This window comes from Pseudorhizobium sp. NPDC055634, from assembly GCF_053618655.1.
The window spans coordinates 64691-82201 of sequence record NZ_JBSHHW010000005.1 but is presented as its reverse complement, the minus strand read 5'-3'; the positions used below and the strand labels follow the sequence as shown (position 1 = coordinate 82201).

The following is a 17511-nucleotide window of genomic DNA, read 5'->3' as shown; positions in this document are numbered from 1 at the left end:
TTCTGCAGGACGGCGTCAAGTCATCGACTGGCGCTGGAGGCTGACGAACAGAACAAAGCCCGCGCCCTGCTTCGGCAGGAGACCGCCGACCTTCGACGGAATGGTGACGGCGGCCAGCGGCCCGACCAGCAGCAGGGCGGCAAGCGTCATCCGCAAGAGGGTTGGGACCAGCCGCACGGACCGCGTGGATCTGGGAGCGCGGCCCGCCCTCATAGCACGGCTCCGCAGAAGGCGGATTGTCCGGCGCACATGCCGGGAAAGCCGAGCGAGGAGCGTTTGGTGCGCATGTCACCGGTCGTCGCCAGCGCGCCGAACAGGATCGCGAAGTTCACGCAGATGAGCGTGACGATTATGAAGCGGCGAACAAGGACGGACATATCTTCCCCCGGAGCGTGTGGGGCAAAGAATATGCACGCCGGCTGAACCCCGTCTGATGCGGCGGTTCATCCTGGGTTCAGCGTCGAGAAAAGGATGCGGATCGAGCCCCGGACGAAGAAAAAGCCGGGAAGGCCCGGCTTTTTCAATCTCCGCTCCGAACTTTGCGACCGGGCGGAAACGGTGGCTTGAATGAACCGGTCAGTCGGTCGGACGCAGGGCGCCGTCGTAGTAGTCGCCGGTATCCTGGCTGCCGTCGACCTTGGTGTCGGCCATGTTATGGGCACGAACACGCCAGTTGTCGCCGTGAATGCTGCCGGTCGACATGGTATCGACGCGGCCGTCGTCAAGGCTCGGCGGGGATTCTGCGTAGGGCTCGTACTGTGCCGACTGGGCAAATGCAGCCCCGGCAAAAGCAGTAGAAGCGATGACTGCGGCAACAAAGCCGGAGGTAAGGGAGGTTTTCATGTCCTGTCCTTTCTTTTTTCAGTCTTGGAAGTCTTTTGGTAGTCCTGAAAGCTTTGCCTTACGGCGCGGCTTGCAGGACAGAAACCCGAAAGGCGGGACATCGTTCCGAAAAAGGTCAGGGCCGGTATTCACAAAAGACACAGAAGAGCATCAAGCGGATGTGATCGTTGCCTCCGCTCTTCATTGATTCGTCTTTACGCTTCGTCTATCATGCAAGAAGCGATGGAGGGGCCGAGGGCTTGTGCATCGTGTCAGGTGGAGGGCGATTGCGACCCGCCGTCCAGCCGGTGTCTTGAATGAACTGCAAAGACCAGCCGCGCGAGCGGCTGGTCTTCTGTTTTAGGGGCAGGGGAGCCTAGTTGCGGACGTCGAAGCTCGGGCGGAAATTTCCCTGGTCATCGAACGGCAGCCGGTTGTCTCGGGAGGTCTTGAATCTCATGTCGCCGCGGTTTTCGATGCTGCCCGTGGTGGAGCGGTCGATGGACACGGCACCTTCGCGGACGGTAACGTCAGAATAGCGGCCTTCGTCTGCCATTGCAGCGCCTGCCGAACCGACCGCCGCGACGGCGATCAAGGTCATGAGTATCTTACGCATTGTCGGTATCCTTTCTTGCGAGGCGGTTCACCGTTGGCGGTGGATCAAGCGCGGTGAACCGTCCTGGCTGAGGCGGTTACTGCGGGCGGTTTGCGCCCTCGTAGTAGTCGCCGTGGTCGGGTGTCTGCCGGACGTCCTGGCGGACGAAGTCGGCGTTGTTGTTGTTGTTGATGCTGCCCGTCTGCACGCGGTCGACGCGGCTGTGGACGGGGGTCTTTGAGGCGCCTTCGTAATAGTCGCCTGCGGCGAGTGCTGCGCCACCAAAGGTGACGGTGGCTACGAGGGCTGCGGCAAGGGTCGTGAACGACTTGGTCATGATATGTCTTCCTTCTCGGATAGGGCTGTCGTCCTCGGAAATTGCGACCTGAGGCACGACCAGCCGGTGTCTTGAAAATGAACCGTCGCGATTACTGCGGACGGTTTGCGCCGGTGTAATAGTCACCGTTGTCAGGCGTCTGGAGGACATCCTGGTGAACGGTGCCGGCACGGTCATGGATGCTGCCGGTATGGGCGCGGTCGAGGCGCGATGCTTCCGCGTTCTTGGAGGCGCCTTCGTAATAGTCGCCGGCGGCAAGCGCTGCGGTACCGAAGGTGGCCGAAGCGATGAGAGCTGCGGCAATGGTGGTGGTAAGGGACTTGGTCATTGTAGCGTTCCTTTGCTGGTCAGGTCCTCGTGCCTCAAGTTTGCGACCTGGCACGACGATCCGGGGTCTTGAATGAGCTGCGGTTGTTACTGCGGACGGTTTGCGCCCTGGTAGTAGTCGCCGGTGTCGACGCTCTGGCTGGCAAGCTCAACCGTCGAAGCGTCCTTGGAAACGGCGGACTGCCGGTCGATGCTGCTGGTCTGGAACGTATCCACCGCTGCCGGAGCTTCGGAGGAAACGCCGGGATAATAGTCGCCGGAAGCGAGGGCTGCGCTGCCGAAGGCGGCAGAGCCGACGAGGGCGGCAATAACGGTCAATGCGGACTTGGTCATTTCAAATACTCCTTCATATATCGAGCGAAGCAGTGCGCTTGCTGATGCTGAATATCGGATCGAAACGATCGGTTCGGAAGGTCAGAAATCGGAACCCGCTGTCAACGCGTCGTTGACAATCCGATGGAATTTGCCCGGCACGCACGGATGAGTTGAGTTTCCGGGGCGTCCCGGCGGTCGCCGCCTTGCCCGCAATGGACGGCCGGCGGGGGCGCTAGGCCCTGATTTTACTGGAGTCTCGAATATCAGAAGATATGAATGTGACTGGAGGTGGCAGGCGGAAAATGGCCGCTTTGAAATTGTGGCGTTTGCGGGGCCCACGCAATCCGGGAGGGTCTTTCAAGGGGCTTCACGAAACTGTTACGACCAAAAAAAGTGCCACCGAAGCCTTCCGGCAGCCCTTGTCATCCGTCAATTCCGCCGCCGGGCGATGCGGGAGGGCGCCGCAGATCACCGCGGCGCCGCAGCTAATGTGGATCAGAGACGGGTCCAGGTCTGCGTCTTGCACAGGACCTTCATGACGCAGCCTTTCATCTTCAGCGAATTGCCGCTCACGGTGCCGGAGCCGCTATAGGTCTTGTTGGCGGCCGGGTCGGTGATCTCGCCCGTATAGGTGTCGCCCGTGCCCGCCAGCTTGCCGATCTGCTTGCCTGCGTGCTGGCCGGTCTTCAGCGTGACGCAGAAGGCGCCGCCGCATTTGCTGATCGCCGCGGTTTCGCCGCTTGCGGTCTTCCAGTTGCCTTCCAGCGGTTCGGCCGCATTGGCAAGGCCGGCCGACAACACCAAAGTGGCTGCGATTAGTAGATGACGCATGATCGAATTCTCCATCCCAGTGCCGGCGCTGCCGGCAGCTCTTCCTCCAACCCGCCCTTGGGCGAGCCCGACGAAGTTAGCTTACGCGCACGTAAAGGTAAACATGGCCGCGCGGCGCGCGTGACGGGTTTTTTGGGGCGAGCGGAAGCCGCTTTCTGTGGTCATGCCGTCCGGTCGTCGTGCGGGGATGGTTAGGAAAGGGTTGAAGCGGAAAACTATACTTTTCGTAAAATTTTGTCCGGATTCTCGGCGCCGCAGGCCCTCCGATGTTTAACGAAAAGCCAATTTTACCAAGCATTTGTATTTTGTTTTCCTGCAATTAATCATGCCTTTTAGCCGACTGTTTGAAGATCTGCCGCATAGTCCGACACAGCAAACGAGCGGAACAATCCGCCGGCCTGACGGGACAAGCCGCTCAAAGACGGCACCCGGAAGGACCCCGCAAGGGGGCGAAAGACAGGGCAAGTTCTAAGGCACTTCAAACAGGGACAATGGCAATGGCACGCTTCGAAATTCAGAATTCCGGATATGCCGCCACGGGTGGCGAAAACCGCGCTGATACCTTCTGCGAAATGGGACTGATGTACGCGACCGGCCGCGGCTGCGCGGTCGATCTCGTCGCCGCCCACAAATGGCTGAACATCGCCGCCATCAAGGGCTCCGACCGGGCGGCCGAACTGCGCGCCGACCTGGCCCAGACGATGAGCAAGACCGAACTCGCCACCGCGCTGCGCGCCGCCCGCGAATGGATGACGATGCACTGAACGGCCGCTTGCTGGCGGCCAGTTCCTCAAAGCGACCTCAGAGCGTCCTGAGGACCTGCGGCAGGGCCTCTTCGAGCAGCGCCATGTCGGCCTCGACACCGGCGCTGATGCGGATGCACCGGTTGAGCGGTGCGACGCCCGGCATGCGGATGAACACGCCGTGCTCCATCAGGCCATCGACGATGGCCTTGGAATAGGCGCCGTCGCGACCGCAGTCGATGGCGACGAAATTGGTCGCCGAGGCAAGCGGGACGAGACCGTTCCGGCGGGCGATCGCGGCGATGCGGTCACGTGAGCGGCCGATATTCTCCACCACTTCCTTCAGATAATCCTGGTCCTCGAGCGCGGCCAGCGCTGCCTCGGTGCTGATCCGGGCCATGCCGAAATGGTTGCGGATCCGGTCGAAGGCCGCGGCGGTTCCGGGCGTCGAGATCGCATATCCGATGCGGGCCCCGGCCAGTCCGTAGGCCTTGGAGAAGGTGCGGGTGCGGATGACGTTAGGCTGGTCGATGAGTTCTGCGATTGCCGGGGTGGAGCCTGCGGGCGCCGTCTCGCAATAGGCCTCGTCGAGGATCATGAGCGTCGTTTCCGGCAGCGCGCGGGCAAATGCAACGATGCTCTCGGCATCCCACCAGCTTCCCATCGGATTGTCCGGATTGGCGAAATAGACGAGCGGCGGGTTTTCGCGGCGCACGGCGGCGATAAGGCCGTCGAGGTCCTCGCGGTCGCCGGCATAGGGAACGGTGACGAGCCGGCCGCCGAAGCCGTTTACGTGGAAATTGAAGGTCGGGTAGGCGCCGAAGGACGTGACCACTGGCATTCCCGGGTCGATCACCAGCCTTACGATCTGGCCGAGCAGGGAATCGACCCCTTCGCCGATGGCAAGATTCTCTGGGCGGCAGCCGAGATGGGCGGCAAGCGCCTGCTTCAGCGCGTGGTTTTCCGGGTCGTTGTACTTCCAGGTGTCGGAGGCCGCCTCGGCGATGGCGCGAAGCACGGACGGTGCGGGGCCGAAGCCATTCTCATTGGCGCCGATGCGTGCCTTGACCTGTCGGCCCCGGCTGCGCTCGATCGCCTCCGGCCCGACGAAGGGAACGGTTGCGGGAAGCGACTGGATGAGCGGCGTGAAGCGGGAGAATGCGGACATGTGAGTGGGACCTGCTGCTGGAATCGGCTCACCATAGGGCCGAATCCGGCATACGCAAGCCTGCGCACGGGTCAGCCGGTTCGCCCGGAAAGGTCGTCCGCCAGCCGCCGGAAGAGGGCCGCCAGGCGGTCCATCACCAGCCGCATTTCCGGCCGGTGCCGGTCGTCGTCATTGGCGACGATCCACAGCGTATAGGTGAGTTCGTCGAGGATCGGGCCGTCCCGTTCGAGCTCCGGCTCCGCATCGCCGACGAAACACGGAAGCACGCCCCGGCCGTTGCCGGCGCGGATCAGCCGCAGGAGGAGGTCGGGCGAATTCGCCCAGGTCATGATGTCTGCCTCGTGGCGCTCGAAGACCCACCGGTCCGCCGGCGAATGGGCGCTCTGCGTCCCGAGCGAGACCCAGGGGAGGGGCGTGCCGCCCGGCCCCGCCGCCCTGTAGACGGCATGGGCGACCGGCACCGACTTCAGAACCGCGAGATTGCCGGTCCGGGGCGGCGCGGAAACAAGCCCGATATCCGTTTCCCGATAGGTGAAGTCGATGCCGTCGTGGCGCATCTGGCAGCAGAGGCGGAAGGGATCGGACGCGCCTCGGATCGACGGGGTCTCGCGCGCCACGAGGCCGGAAAGCCACGCATCGGCGCCGATCGAGACGATCGGCAGGGCAAAGGCCCGGCCGCGCCACTCGGCGATCTTCTCCGCCGATTTCCGCATGGCCTCCACATGCGCGAGCAGCACCTCGCCGTCCGGCGCCAGCCGGTAGCCGCGCTGGCTGCGCACGAAGAGCGTCCGCCCGGTGGCGCGCTCCAGCGACAGCATCCGCCGTCCGATCGTCGGTGCGCTGATGCCGGTGCGCTCCGACGCGCCGCTGAGGCCGCCGGCGCTGGCGACATGCAGGAAGAGCTTGAGGTCGTCCCATTCCGGTTCGGTCATCGCTTTTATTGTAGCGCACACGGCGCCGGCGGCATCCTTCACCGGTGAAAAACGGCTTTCGTTTGCGCCTCTACAAGTGCAGTCCGCGGCGATCCAGCTGAATGGCATGTTCCGCTGGAGACCAGGGCCATGCTTCTGAACTGGACCATCATCTGGATAAGGCTTCGCGATCAATCGCGGAGGAGGCGCACCTCGCCGCTCGACGATCCGCTCGACGGACCCGAATGGCGGCCGTTCCTCTGGACGGTGCAACCGGTCGCATTTCTCACGCGCCGGCAGGGGCCGGCCGGCGTGCCGGTGCGCAGGCGCGACAGCCTTCGCGCCGCCCTCAGGTGGTCTCGAAGCCGAGCCGGATGACGTGGTGCAGGAATTCGGCGGCGATCAGCATGTTGAAGCCGACAGTCACCTTCTCCTCCTCGCGGCGGATCACCGTGCAGCCGATCTCGTCGTGGATGCCGAGGATTTCCAGGAAGAAATTGCTCGGAACCGGCAGATGCGGGCTGACCTCGAGTTCGGCTCCATAGAGCGACATGGTACGGATCAGGCAGCGCAGATGCGTCTTGGTGCTGAGATGATGGCCGACGAAGATGATCTTGCCCGGACGATCGATCGTGAACTTCTCGAAGACCTGATCGCGGGGAATGCTCTGTTTCGAGTCTCGGTCCGTGTGCAAGGGCATCACACCCTCCTCTGTCTCCTCACGCCACGATCCTAGGCGTTTTCGCCTAATACTTCCTGAATGCCTGCGGTCGAATTGGTGCGATGTGGGTGAAATCGCCGCAGCCGTGTTTGCGCGGTTTGGAGACGTACCCCCGTAGATCGGTTGACGTCGCGACGGGGCGCGGCTACCCCTGCCGGAAGAAGGATCGATAAGGCAGCAGGAGGAGCAGGTCTTTGGCAGGCAGGCTGGTGATCGTCGGGGCAGGGCAGGCGGGTTTCGCGGTGGCGGCAAAGCTGCGCAGCCTGAAGGACGACCGCGCGATCACCATCGTCGGCGCCGAGGACGTGCTGCCCTACCAGCGGCCGCCGCTTTCCAAGAAATACCTGCTGGGCGAGATGGAGTTCGACCGCCTGACCTTCCGGCCCGAGAGCTGGTATGCGGAAAACGCCGTCGACATCCGGCTTTCCACCTATGTGGAACGCATCGACCGGGACACCCGCCACATCGTCATGCAGGACGGCTCCTCGCTCGACTACGAGACGCTCGTCCTTGCGACCGGCGCCTCGCCGAGGACCCTTCCGGGGGCGATCGGCGGCGATCTCGAAGGCGTCCACGTCATGCGCGACAAGCGCGACGCCGATGTGCTGGCGGGCGAGATGCGTCCCGGCCGGCGCCTGCTGGTGATCGGCGGCGGCTATATCGGGCTCGAGGCGGCCGCGGTGGCGCGCACCCGCGGCGTCGAGGTGACGCTGATCGAGATGGCCGAGCGGATACTGGCCCGCGTCGCTGCTCCGCAGACGTCGGAAATCTTCCGCACCATACACCTGCAGCACGGCGTGACGATCCGCGAGAACACCGGCTTGATGCGGCTGATCGGTCGGGACGGCCGGCTCCGCGCCGCCGAGCTTTCCGACGGCAGTATCGTCGACGTGGATTTCGCCATCATCGGCATCGGCGTGACACCGAATGACGGGCTTGCCCGGCAATGCGGGCTGGAGGTCGGCAACGGCATCGTCGTCGATGCCTTCGGGCGCACCTCCGATCCGGCCATCCACGCCGCGGGCGATTGCACGCAGCTGCCGTGGAAGGGCGAGCGCATCCGCCTCGAATCGGTCCAGAACGCCGTCGACCAGGCCGAGGCCCTTGCCGCGGTCCTCGCCGGCGGAAGCGAGCCCTACCGGCCGAAGCCGTGGTTCTGGTCCGACCAGTACGACGTCAAGCTGCAGATCGCCGGCTTCAACCTCGGCTATGACGAGACCCTCGTCAGGCCCGGCATGCGCGACGGCAGTGTCTCCGTCTGGTACTTCCGCGAGGGAAAGCTGCTTGCGGTCGATGCCATCAACGACGCAAAGGCCTATGTCACGGGAAAGAAGCTCCTCGACATGGGCATCGAGCCGGACCGCGCGATCCTCGCCGATACGGCCGCGGACCTGAAGCAACTTCTCTCCTAGGAAATATCGAATGCCCGCACCGAAGAATCAGTTCAAGGCAGCCCTGCGCGAGGGCGGCAGGCCCCAGATCGGCCTCTGGCTCAATACCGGCGAACCGCTCCTGGCCGAGCTTGCCGGGACGGCCGGCTACGACTGGCTGGTGATCGACGGCGAGCACGGCCCGAACGACGTGCGCAGCATCATGCGCCAGTTGCAGGTCCTGTCGGCCTCTTCCGCCGAGGCGGTCGTGCGCCCGCCGATGGGCGAGACATGGATGATCAAGCAGCTGCTCGACGTCGGCGTGCGGACCCTTCTGGTGCCGATGGTCGATTCGGCCGAACAGGCCCGGGAACTGGTGCGGGCGGTGCGCTATCCCCCGCACGGCATCCGCGGCGTCGGCGCGGCCGTCGCCCGGGCCTCCGCCTTCAACACAATTCCCGACTATGCCGATACGGCCGCCGACGAGATCTGCCTGCTGGTGCAGGCCGAGACCCGCGCGGCGATCGCGGACCTGGAGAATATCGCGGCCGTCGACGGCGTGGACGGCGTCTTCATCGGGCCGGCCGACCTTTCCGCCGACATGGGCTATATCGGCCGCATCGAGGCGCCGGAGGTGCAGGAGACCATCGAGAAGGCGATCGGTACGATCAACGCCGCCGGCAAGGCCGCCGGCATCCTCACCTTCAATGAGGCGCTGAACATGCGCTACATCGACCTCGGGGCCCGCTTCGTAGCCGTCGGATCGGACGTGGCGGAATTTGCCGGCGCATTGCGCAGCCTCGCCGGCCGCTACGGCCGCGGCACGCCCGGCACCGGCGGCTCCTCGGGCTACTGAACCGCGCATCCCGGCGCTTTCGCAATCTCCGGCCGGCAAATCGCCGGTCGGCCGTAAAAGACCTTGCAATCCCCCGGCATCTTAAATAATCAGGCCGCACCGGAGAGGTGGCCGAGTGGTCGAAGGCGCTCCCCTGCTAAGGGAGTATACGTCAAAAGCGTATCGAGGGTTCGAATCCCTTCCTCTCCGCCATTGTTCATCGTAATCGATTGAATTTGTTGGGTTAATGCTGATCAGACTAGTTTCTGACCGGAGGTCACCCTGCCACGAGATTTCGATTCGCAATCGCGCCCGTTCGCCGGTCCGAATAGCCCTGCAGCCGCGGCCGATAAGGTCAGCTCCGATCGGGGTCCGCGTCGAGGTCCATCGCATTCTTGGCGAGATCGATACCCCTGCCGGTCGCGGCATCGATTGCTTGGTTGGCGGTGACGAATGCGCGAAGCCTGTGCTCATAGCGCGTCATGCGATCTTCGATCCTCCCCCCGCGCGCAAGCTCCTGTGCAAGAACATAGGCGCCGACGAGAGCCAGGCTGGTACCTTGTCCGGTAAGCGGCGACGGGCAATAGGCCGCATCGCCGACCAGCACGACGCGCCCCTTGGACCACCGCTCCATTTGCACCTGCGCCATGGGGCTCGCGTAAACGTCCTCGGCACGGTCGATCGCCTCCACAGCGGCCTCGAACGGCCCGCCGATTCCCCCGCAATGGTTCTTGAAAAGCTCACGCTGGCGCCGCGGATCTCCGGAAGCCGGGTCCAGTTCCCCGGTGGCGAAGTACAGGCAAACCCGGAGCTCGGCATTGTTCCGGCTGGGATAGAGTATCACGCCGCGCTCGCCGGTGCGAACGACCAGCTGCCAACCCTCCAGGCGCGGGATATTCGGTCTGGAATAAAAGCCGCCGTAGAAGCCCAGATGGCGGAGCAACGCGGCGTCGGTCCCGAACACCAGACGTCTGAGGCCGGAGTTTACACCATCGGCCCCGACGACGAAGTCCGCCTGAAGCTCTCGCCCACTGGCCAGGGTGACCTGAACGCCGGAGGAGCTTTCATGCAAGCCTGCAATCTCGTCGCCGAAAATGAAGGTAGGGGCATTGCCCACGCCGGCATAAAGTGTTCGCGATAAATCATCGCGGAACAGTTCAATGTCCCCATCCTCCGGCCGGCTGCCAATCGTCCGGTTGGCGACGCGCTCAAACTCATGGCCCTTTTCGTCGTATACCAACATCCCGAGGAAGCGGGTGCGCTGGGCGTTGAGCTCATCCAGGAGATCCATCCTGGCAATCACCTCGAGCGCTGTCCCGCGGACGTCGACGGCCTGACCTCCGCTGCGCGGCCTGGCCGAGCGTTCGACAAACGTGATCGCAAAGCCCAGCCGCTGCAGCCAAAACGCCAGTACGGCTCCGGCAATACCCGCGCCCTGGATGAGAACATGCTGCATCTGGCTTCTCCCGGACATCGGTCGGATGGTCGGCTGCAACTTGGTGGACACGAGATTACTGGCCGGGCTCGCCACGGAACCTGCGGGACAGGAGACCCCTCGGCAGGGTGGACCCAGGCAGTTTCCCTTGTATTGCGGGAGACGCGTTCGTGTTTCAGCTTAAACATTGGAAGTGGGATGCATGGCGGGATCAAGGGGAGCGCCGCGGCGGCTAGCATCCTGCGTCCCCTTCATCCTTGCGGAAGATCAGCCTCGCTCGCCATCCGGCTTATCGCCGCGATCAGGACGCGGGAGAGGCGGCAACGGACCGCCCGGTCGCGACTCCCGCCTTTGACACCGCCTTATATTTCAGTCTGACCCGCGCCGAGCGCTTGCCTGATTGCGGCGGCGGAACGGACCGGCTGTTCCCAGTGGGGGTAGTGACCGAGCCCGTCCAGCTCATGGACTTCGGCGTCCGGCATGCGCTTGCGGACCTCGGCCAGCATATGGGCGCCCGACACGGGATCGGCCGGTCCCCATACGAACGCGCTTCGGCTGGCGGCTGCCTCCATCGCTGGTTCCCACGTGGCGCCGTGACGGCGGCGATCGTCGATATAGTGGAGGAGCTGGGGCAGGCGGGCCAGGCCGTCGGCATGCGCGATCTCCCGCCAGTGCGCCTCGGCGTCCGCCTTGGTCCAGGCGTCGGGTTCACCGGCCAGTGCGTTCAGGCCGTTCCGCAGCGACGCAGAGGTCATCCGGCGGGCCACGAAGGGACCAAGCATGGGCGTGCGCAGTATCCGCTGGATCAGCCGCTGCCGGTGCAGGCGGGCATATAGGCCGCCGTTGAGGTAGACGATCCGGTCGATGCGGAACGGAACGACGCCTTCCGCTTCCCGGCGTAGCAATTCCTGTACTAGGGTAACCGCATAGTCGTGCGCCACCACGCGCACACGCTCGATACCGAGCTGCTCGATCAACGCGGTAATCAGGTCGGCCTGGAGCGGATAGCTGTAGCGGATGCTGGGCTTGTCCGACCGCCCGAAGCCGAGAAGGTCGGGCGCAATCGCGCGATAGTCGCCAAGGAGCGGCAGGATAGGTGTCCAATCGAGCGAACTGGTCGGAAAGCCGTGGAGAAACAGTATGACCGGCGCATCGGCGCCCCCCTTCTCCCTCACGTAAAGGGAGTAGTTTCCGCGCTTGGTCTCGAGGGAGACCCGCCGTGTGGACCCGCTCTGATCATCGCTCATCACGGGAAGTTAGCAGCTATACCGGCGAGAACAAGCGGTAGTCGTTGACCTCCCGCCGCCGCCGGGCCGCTTTCGCCTTGAAGGGATTGGCCAGGTAAGGTCATCTGTTTCCGTCTCCTGGAAAACCTTACCGGCCAAATCGCAGGAACAAGATTCGGCGGACGCGGTTAGTCTGTCAGCCCCGCCGGCGACAGGTAGAGGAGCGGCCCTGTGGATGCCGGGGTTATCCACGGGGAGAGGGTAGCGCCCCACACCTTCGCTATCGAGGAAGGAACAGGCAGATGTCCTCGCAGCGTCTTTCAGGAAAGATTGCCGTGGTCACCGGGGCTGCGCGGGGCATCGGCCGCGCGGTTGCAGTGGCATTTGCAAGCGAAGGTGCCGCCGTCGTGGGGCTCGATATCGCTGGACCGGTGAGCCCGACAATGGAAGTCGAGCCCGCCACGCCCGGGCAACTGGAGGAAACCGGACGGCTTGTGGAGACGGCGGGCGGCCGATGGGCGGCGCGCCAGCTTGACCAGCGCGACCTGTCCGCCTTGCGGGAGGCGGCGGCATGGACGGTGGAGACCTTCGGCAAGATCGACATCCTCTTCGCCAATGCCGGCATACAGTCGTTCAAGCCCATCCTGGCTATGGAAGACGCGGACTGGCACGACCATATCGACGTCAATCTTACCGGCACCTGCAATGCCATTCGCGCGATCGCGCCCTATCTCGTCAGGAATGGCGGGGGCCGCATCATCGTCACGTCCTCGACGCAGGGAAGGCACGGCACCAAGGATGGCGCCGCCTATTCGGCTTCCAAGTGGGGCATCATCGGGCTGATGAAGTCCGCTGCCCTGGAACTGGGGGAGCACGGGATAACCGTCAACGCCATCGTTCCCGGCCTGATCGATACGCCGCTGACACGTCATCGACAGCGCTATGCACAGGCTGTCGGCGATCTGGCCAATGCCGAACCGCTGGAAAGGCTCGAGGCCGAAGCAAGGCAAAAGCTTATCGCCAGGACACCCCTCGGAGTGCCTTGGCTGCCGCCGGAAGCCGTGGCTCCGGCCGTCGTCTTTCTCGCGAGCGATGACGCCTACATGGTGACCGGCGCAACTTATGACGTGACGGCTGGCGACAGCGCGAACAACGCAGCCTAGTTTCGCAATCTCGGGGTCTCCGCCACGCGTCCGCGTCCCGGAGGAACCGGTGGCGATCGATGTCGCCATTCCGGGCTTGCCCGTCATGGATGGCCGGTTTCGGGTCCGTAGAAGAAGTTGGCCGTCGCGCCTCCGTCGATCAGGAAATCGCTGCCGGTGATGAAGTCTCCCTCGGGCCCCATGATATGCGCGGCGAGGGCCGCCACTTCGTCAGGCGTGCCGGCGCGCCCGGCGGGCATCTTCTTCAACATTGATTGATAGAATTCGGCGCGCTCGCCGTGCAACTCGTCATTCGCGAGCGGTGTCACGATGATGCCGGGGCTGATCGCATTGACCCGCGCGCCGCGTTTCGCCCAGTTGACTGCCTCGCCGCGCACCCTGAGCGAGTTGCACCGTTTCGACATCTGATAGGCATGCAGCGTGTCCGTGACCCCCCTGACGAAATCGAGTTTCAGCAACTCCTCGGCGGGGGTGGTGGCCAGGAGCGCGTCTTGCTCCGCCGACAGCGCGGGCATGCGGTAGCCGGATTGCGAAGAGACAACGAGACCGGAGCCGCCCGGCGCGATCACCTTTCCGAATTCCTCGAGCAGGACCGCTGTGCCGTAAAGATCGACCCGAAGGATCGCCTCGATGGGCGCCTGCGAGGGGGAAACCCCGGCTGCCTGCACCATCGCCTTGATCGGCCCGAGCGCTGCTGCCCGTGCGGCCACGGCCCGGCACGCCGCGCGGTCCGCGATGTCGGCCTGCATTGCGGTCACCTCGAATCCTGCCAGCGACAGCACCTCTGCCGCTGCATCGGCGGAGGGCTGGGTGTGATTGGCAACGAGGACGTGCCGGCTGCTGCTGATACGGCGGGCGATGGCCTGACCGATCCCTCCCGCACCGATGATGACGGTGACATCCATGTCATACCTCCATCCGCAGCATCGTCTCGATGGTGAGACGTTCATCCCTGGGCATACAGCCCCGAAGTTCGCCCGCGCGCTTCTGCATGACGAGTGTCCGGTCCTTGGATCCGGGTGGAACCTGGCTCGGTTAAAACACGGCCGTTTGCCGACGGTTCCGGCTGTGGTTCATTTATACGCAACCCGTCAACCAGGCGGGCGGGAAACGATTGATGCGGTGGAGCGAAATATTGGGACGCGGAAGAATGTTCCTGCGCGTCCTCGCCTGGTCGCGCTGATCAACCCGCCTTGCGTGCGGGCTGCTTGATGCGGATGCGCAGGGGCTTTCCCTCCGGCGTGTCGATATCGAAGGCGTTGGTCTTCTTGACGAGATCGCTGAGCTTGCGCGAGCCGTAGGTGCGCGGGTCGAAGTCGGAGGCGAGGTTGGCGAGCTGGGTGCCGACGGCTCCGAGCGGAACCCAGCCGTCCTCGCTTTCCATCTGGGCGATCACCTTCTTGATGATCGGGGTCGCAGCACTCGGCCTCTGCAGCGACCGGGCGGCTTGCGTCTCGTCCGTGCCGTTGACCGGATCCTGGGGGAGGAGGTTCTCCGTATAGATGAAGCGGCGGCATGCCTGACGGAAGCTCTCCGGCGTCTTCTGTTCGCCGAAGCCGAAGACGTCGACCCCCTGCTCGCGGATGCGTGACGCAAGCCTTGTGAAATCGCTGTCGGAGGAGACGAGGCAGAAACCGTCGAAGCGGCCGCTGTGGAGAAGGTCCATCGCGTCGATGACCAGCGTGATGTCCGAGGCGTTCTTGCCGGTCGTATAGGCGAACTGCTGCTGCGGGATGATCGCGTGGCGGGCAAGAACGTCCGTCCAAGCCTTCGAGCGGGCGCTGGAAAAATCGCCGTAGATCCGCCGCACGCTGGCCTCGCCGATCTTGGCGATCTCCTCGAAGAGCCCGTCGACGATCTTCGCCGACGCGTTGTCGGCGTCGATGAGAACCGCAAGGCGGGGCGAGCGTGGTTCAGCCATGGTCTTTGTTCCGTGATCCAGGTCCGCCGCAGGTCTGAAGTAGAAGAGAGCGATTCGTCGTCAGGCCGCTTTGCGTCCCAAAGTGTAGCGCGCTTCCGCGCCCCCATGCCAGTTCCCGCCATCGGTCCTTCTAGTGAAGCACCTGCGCCGGCGGGGAAGGTTCGCTGGCGACGCAATAGTTGATGCCGAGTTGCAGCAGCAGTTCGGCGGAGGCCATGTCGCCCCTTTCGTCGAGGCTCGCGAGGCCGCGGATGGCGGCCGCAAGGCTGAAATTGTTTGCCGCATCGCGCTGACAGCCTGTGTCGAGTGCGGCCTCCGCCTTGTATTCCAGCGCCCCGGCGACGGTTTCGATCAAGTCGAGGCGCTCGCGCGCGGTCATCTCGTTGAGTGTCTTCGCGGTTTCCATGATGCGTCTCCTTGTTCTTGTTCTTCAGGGAGAATTCCGGCGCCGCTACGCAACGCCGATCCGTACGGCGCCGAAGCTACGCGCGGATATTATCGTATGAATGGATGGCACCCCGCAGATGGGTGCGAGATCCTGCCATTGCAAGGATAGCGATGAAGTCCGGACAGGCTAGAACTCTGAGGTCCCACTGAACCAGGCAACGATGATGCCCGATGAAACGCCATGCGAGGCTGTTCGGATGGATAACTCCCGTTCACGTCTGGAGGGGCGTGATCGTGTCCACCCGGACGTCGCCTTCGATCAGTCCCCGCTGGAGATCGGCACGGCCGCGTTCCACCTCTATAACCGTGTAGGCCTTCTCGTCGCGGAAGAGGCTGGCATGCCGTGTCGTTACGTCCTCGCCCGGCGCCGCGTCCACTTCCATGTAGTCCAGCTCGCTCCCGGCCGCGACGATCCGCGCATCGCCGGCCGTCCGCGCCGCAACCGTCACCTCCCGCCTCTCCGGCGCATTGTGCCAGCGCGCGTCCTCGGGCGGGGCGACAGGCACGAGCCGGTATATATTGAGTGCCTCGCCGCCGACAGTCGAGCCCGCGGTCGTCGCGGCGTCCGCAATCTGCGCCTGGCTTTCCGCCGAGAGGCCGAAGCTGGTGGAACTTGTGCCGGAATTGAAGTGCTCGTTGCCGGTGCCGTGATTGGTCGCGTTGGACATTGTCGGTCCTTTCCATCTTCAATCCGGAAAACGCCGCGCCGGCGCTCCTTGTTCCAGCGGACGCGGAACGCAGGGGAACCTCTGGAAGAATCACGGGGGGAAGCGAATCGGGAGGCCGGGACGACTCGGGACCCGAAAGCGGGAACCTGGCCCTTGCGCCGACGCCGGTCGCCGGTGGCTGACTGCCCGTTTATGGCACGAATCGGGCGGAAAAAGCCGGGATTCCGCGCTGACCGGTCCCGTATTTCAGCCGTAAGTGCCTGCCGCATAAGCGGTTTCTTAAGAGAGCCTTAACCTTTCGGCGGGGTCTTCGCCACATTTGTGTCCTTTCCGCAACAGGGCTGCCGTAAGCGGACGCGGTAACGTGGAATGGCCCAGTTTCCGGATTGCATGGCGGACCACCTCTTGTATTTTCACTCTCGGAAGCGAGGCGGTGGATCGTCCGTCTTCTGGAAATCGACGGGGATGGGGCAGGGAACGCTGTCCTTCAGCAAAAAAACCCAGACCCATACGAAACTTTGACTGGAGGTCAAAAATGAACATCAAGAGCCTTCTTCTCGGCTCCGCTGCTGCCCTCGCAGCAGTCTCCGGCGCACAGGCTGCCGATGCTATCATCGCTGCCGAGCCCGAGCCCATGGAATACGTTCGCGTTTGCGACGCATTCGGCACCGGCTACTTCTACATCCCGGGCACCGAAACCTGCCTGAAGATCGGCGGCTACGTTCGTTTCCAGGTTGACTTCGATGACCGCGGCTACGACTTCGTTGGCGGCGACGAGTGGGATGCCTGGACGCGTGGTCGTCTCGAAGTTGTTTCCAAGAGCGACACCGAGCTCGGCGAACTGACCGGCTTCATCGCCATTCATGGCGACGCTTCCGAGCGTCTCGACTCCAGCTCCGTCGACTTCTACTTCGACGAAGTCTACCTGCAGCTCGGCGGCTTCAAGGCCGGTACCTACCTCAACTGGTGGGATAAGGGCATCAACGGCGAAACCGACGTTCTCTCGGCCAGCACCCGTTACACCTCGATCGCCTACATCTACACCGGCGACGCCTTCACCGCTGGTATCCAGCTCGACGAGCTGACCAACGATGAAGCAACGGCTATCTCGGCTACCGACTCCGTCACGCTCGGCGGTGGTCAGAACCTCGGTCTCGAAGGTATCGTAACGGTTTCGCTCGGCGCTGCTGCTCTCGACGTTCTCGGTTCGTACGACTTCGGCAACGAAGAAGGCGCTATCCGTGCCCTCGTTTCGGCTGAAGTTGGCCCCGGCGTCCTGCAGCTGGCTGGTATCTGGGCTTCCGGCTACAACACCTACTACAACGCTTCGGAATGGACCATCGCTGGTTCGTACGCCTTCGCAGCAACCGATCGCTTCACCATCACCCCCGGCGTTCAGTACTTCTCGAACACCGGTCTCGATGCTGACGGCGGCTTCGACGGCGACGACGCATGGCGCGCCGGCGTGACCGTGGACTACGCCATCACCACCGGCATGTCCATGAAGGTTACGGCTAACTGGAACGACGAAAACGTTCGCGGCAACACCAGCGGCGACGACTTCTGGAACGGCTTCGTTCGCCTGCAGCGTTCGTTCTAATATCGCTAAGGCTCCCCCGGTTCTCCGGGGGAGCTTTTTCGCATAACGAGACGACCCAAAGAAGGTCATCCGGTTG

Annotated in this window: 22 protein-coding genes and 1 tRNA gene; 6 read left to right on the top strand and 17 right to left on the bottom strand. The window is 63.7% G+C overall.

Annotation, left to right across the window (positions count from 1 at the left end):
• Positions 1 to 15: 15 nt before the first annotated feature.
• The 8 genes from ACWGPT_RS09905 to ACWGPT_RS09870 all read right to left on the bottom strand — a co-directional run bounded on the left by ACWGPT_RS09905 (position 16) and on the right by ACWGPT_RS09870 (position 3227).
• Positions 16 to 213: a hypothetical protein gene (locus tag ACWGPT_RS09905; RefSeq protein WP_452605426.1), complete on the bottom strand. Its 198-nt coding sequence runs from the start codon at positions 211 to 213 to the stop codon at positions 16 to 18.
• Positions 210 to 377: a hypothetical protein gene (locus ACWGPT_RS09900; protein ID WP_452605425.1), complete on the bottom strand. Its 168-nt coding sequence runs from the start codon at positions 375 to 377 to the stop codon at positions 210 to 212. The genes ACWGPT_RS09905 and ACWGPT_RS09900 overlap by 4 nt, the downstream gene beginning before the upstream one ends.
• Before the next feature lie 199 nt (positions 378 to 576).
• Entirely contained in the window at positions 577 to 843 is a 267-nt protein-coding gene (locus ACWGPT_RS09895) for a hypothetical protein (RefSeq protein WP_452605424.1), read from the bottom strand.
• A 355-nt stretch (positions 844 to 1198) separates the two neighbouring features.
• Entirely contained in the window at positions 1199 to 1438 is a 240-nt protein-coding gene (locus tag ACWGPT_RS09890) for a hypothetical protein (RefSeq protein ID WP_452605423.1), read from the bottom strand.
• A gap of 76 nt (positions 1439 to 1514) precedes the next feature.
• Positions 1515 to 1754: a hypothetical protein gene (locus ACWGPT_RS09885; protein ID WP_452605422.1), complete on the bottom strand. Its 240-nt coding sequence runs from the start codon at positions 1752 to 1754 to the stop codon at positions 1515 to 1517.
• 91 nt (positions 1755 to 1845) lie between these two features.
• Positions 1846 to 2082, bottom strand: coding sequence for a hypothetical protein (locus ACWGPT_RS09880; protein ID WP_452605421.1), 237 nt, complete (start codon positions 2080 to 2082; stop codon positions 1846 to 1848).
• An 86-nt stretch (positions 2083 to 2168) separates the two neighbouring features.
• Complete coding sequence (locus ACWGPT_RS09875) at positions 2169 to 2414, bottom strand: hypothetical protein (RefSeq protein WP_452605420.1); 246 nt, start codon at positions 2412 to 2414, stop codon at positions 2169 to 2171.
• Between the two features lie 477 nt (positions 2415 to 2891).
• A complete protein-coding gene (locus ACWGPT_RS09870; RefSeq protein WP_452605419.1) occupies positions 2892 to 3227 on the bottom strand; it encodes a DUF2147 domain-containing protein in 336 nt (111 codons plus the stop codon).
• A 497-nt stretch (positions 3228 to 3724) separates the two neighbouring features.
• On the opposite strand from ACWGPT_RS09870, the gene ACWGPT_RS09865 reads away from it, so the two are divergent.
• Positions 3725 to 3991, top strand: coding sequence for a sel1 repeat family protein (locus ACWGPT_RS09865; RefSeq protein WP_452605418.1), 267 nt, complete (start codon positions 3725 to 3727; stop codon positions 3989 to 3991).
• 37 nt (positions 3992 to 4028) lie between these two features.
• Here ACWGPT_RS09865 and ACWGPT_RS09860 read toward each other — a convergent pair whose 3' ends face one another.
• From ACWGPT_RS09860 to ACWGPT_RS09850, 3 genes are all read right to left on the bottom strand, one after another.
• Positions 4029 to 5138 (bottom strand): pyridoxal phosphate-dependent aminotransferase, encoded by a 1110-nt coding sequence (locus ACWGPT_RS09860; protein WP_452605417.1) that lies wholly within the window; start codon positions 5136 to 5138, stop codon positions 4029 to 4031.
• Between the two features lie 71 nt (positions 5139 to 5209).
• Positions 5210 to 6070 carry a LysR family transcriptional regulator gene (locus ACWGPT_RS09855; RefSeq protein ID WP_452605416.1) on the bottom strand — a complete coding sequence of 287 codons (861 nt, stop codon included), beginning with the start codon at positions 6068 to 6070 and terminating at the stop codon, positions 5210 to 5212.
• Positions 6071 to 6398: 328 nt separating this feature from the next.
• The gene (locus ACWGPT_RS09850; RefSeq protein WP_452605415.1) at positions 6399 to 6749 is read right to left on the bottom strand and encodes a hypothetical protein; all 351 of its coding nucleotides are present in this window, start codon (positions 6747 to 6749) and stop codon (positions 6399 to 6401) included.
• Positions 6750 to 6964: 215 nt separating this feature from the next.
• On the opposite strand from ACWGPT_RS09850, the gene ACWGPT_RS09845 reads away from it, so the two are divergent.
• From ACWGPT_RS09845 to ACWGPT_RS09835, 3 genes are all read left to right on the top strand, one after another.
• Complete coding sequence (locus tag ACWGPT_RS09845; RefSeq protein WP_452605414.1) at positions 6965 to 8182, top strand: NAD(P)/FAD-dependent oxidoreductase; 1218 nt, start codon at positions 6965 to 6967, stop codon at positions 8180 to 8182.
• A 10-nt stretch (positions 8183 to 8192) separates the two neighbouring features.
• Entirely contained in the window at positions 8193 to 8996 is an 804-nt protein-coding gene (locus ACWGPT_RS09840) for an aldolase/citrate lyase family protein (protein ID WP_452605413.1), read from the top strand.
• Positions 8997 to 9097: 101 nt separating this feature from the next.
• Positions 9098 to 9188: transfer RNA gene (locus tag ACWGPT_RS09835), tRNA-Ser, on the top strand.
• Between the two features lie 142 nt (positions 9189 to 9330).
• Here the strand turns inward: ACWGPT_RS09835 and ACWGPT_RS09830 are convergent.
• Together ACWGPT_RS09830 and ACWGPT_RS09825 are read right to left on the bottom strand one after the other, a co-directional pair.
• Entirely contained in the window at positions 9331 to 10431 is a 1101-nt protein-coding gene (locus tag ACWGPT_RS09830; protein ID WP_452605412.1) for an FAD-dependent monooxygenase, read from the bottom strand.
• A 341-nt stretch (positions 10432 to 10772) separates the two neighbouring features.
• The gene (locus ACWGPT_RS09825) at positions 10773 to 11657 is read right to left on the bottom strand and encodes an alpha/beta fold hydrolase (protein WP_452605411.1); all 885 of its coding nucleotides are present in this window, start codon (positions 11655 to 11657) and stop codon (positions 10773 to 10775) included.
• Between the two features lie 281 nt (positions 11658 to 11938).
• Here ACWGPT_RS09825 and ACWGPT_RS09820 point away from each other — a divergent pair, with 281 nt between their 5' ends.
• Entirely contained in the window at positions 11939 to 12799 is an 861-nt protein-coding gene (locus ACWGPT_RS09820) for an SDR family NAD(P)-dependent oxidoreductase (protein WP_452605410.1), read from the top strand.
• Positions 12800 to 12882: 83 nt separating this feature from the next.
• Here ACWGPT_RS09820 and ACWGPT_RS09815 read toward each other — a convergent pair whose 3' ends face one another.
• The 4 genes from ACWGPT_RS09815 to ACWGPT_RS09800 all read right to left on the bottom strand — a co-directional run bounded on the left by ACWGPT_RS09815 (position 12883) and on the right by ACWGPT_RS09800 (position 15835).
• Positions 12883 to 13704: an SDR family oxidoreductase gene (locus ACWGPT_RS09815; protein WP_452605409.1), complete on the bottom strand. Its 822-nt coding sequence runs from the start codon at positions 13702 to 13704 to the stop codon at positions 12883 to 12885.
• A gap of 278 nt (positions 13705 to 13982) precedes the next feature.
• Positions 13983 to 14720: an NYN domain-containing protein gene (locus ACWGPT_RS09810; RefSeq protein ID WP_452605408.1), complete on the bottom strand. Its 738-nt coding sequence runs from the start codon at positions 14718 to 14720 to the stop codon at positions 13983 to 13985.
• A gap of 130 nt (positions 14721 to 14850) precedes the next feature.
• On the bottom strand, positions 14851 to 15126 hold the full coding sequence (locus ACWGPT_RS09805; protein ID WP_452605407.1) for a hypothetical protein: 276 nt from the start codon (positions 15124 to 15126) through the stop codon (positions 14851 to 14853).
• Positions 15127 to 15379: 253 nt separating this feature from the next.
• Positions 15380 to 15835, bottom strand: a complete 456-nt coding sequence (locus ACWGPT_RS09800; RefSeq protein WP_452605406.1) for a hypothetical protein — start codon at positions 15833 to 15835, stop codon at positions 15380 to 15382.
• A gap of 535 nt (positions 15836 to 16370) precedes the next feature.
• Here ACWGPT_RS09800 and ACWGPT_RS09795 point away from each other — a divergent pair.
• A complete protein-coding gene (locus ACWGPT_RS09795; RefSeq protein WP_452605405.1) occupies positions 16371 to 17435 on the top strand; it encodes a porin in 1065 nt (354 codons plus the stop codon).
• Positions 17436 to 17511 lie beyond the last annotated feature (76 nt).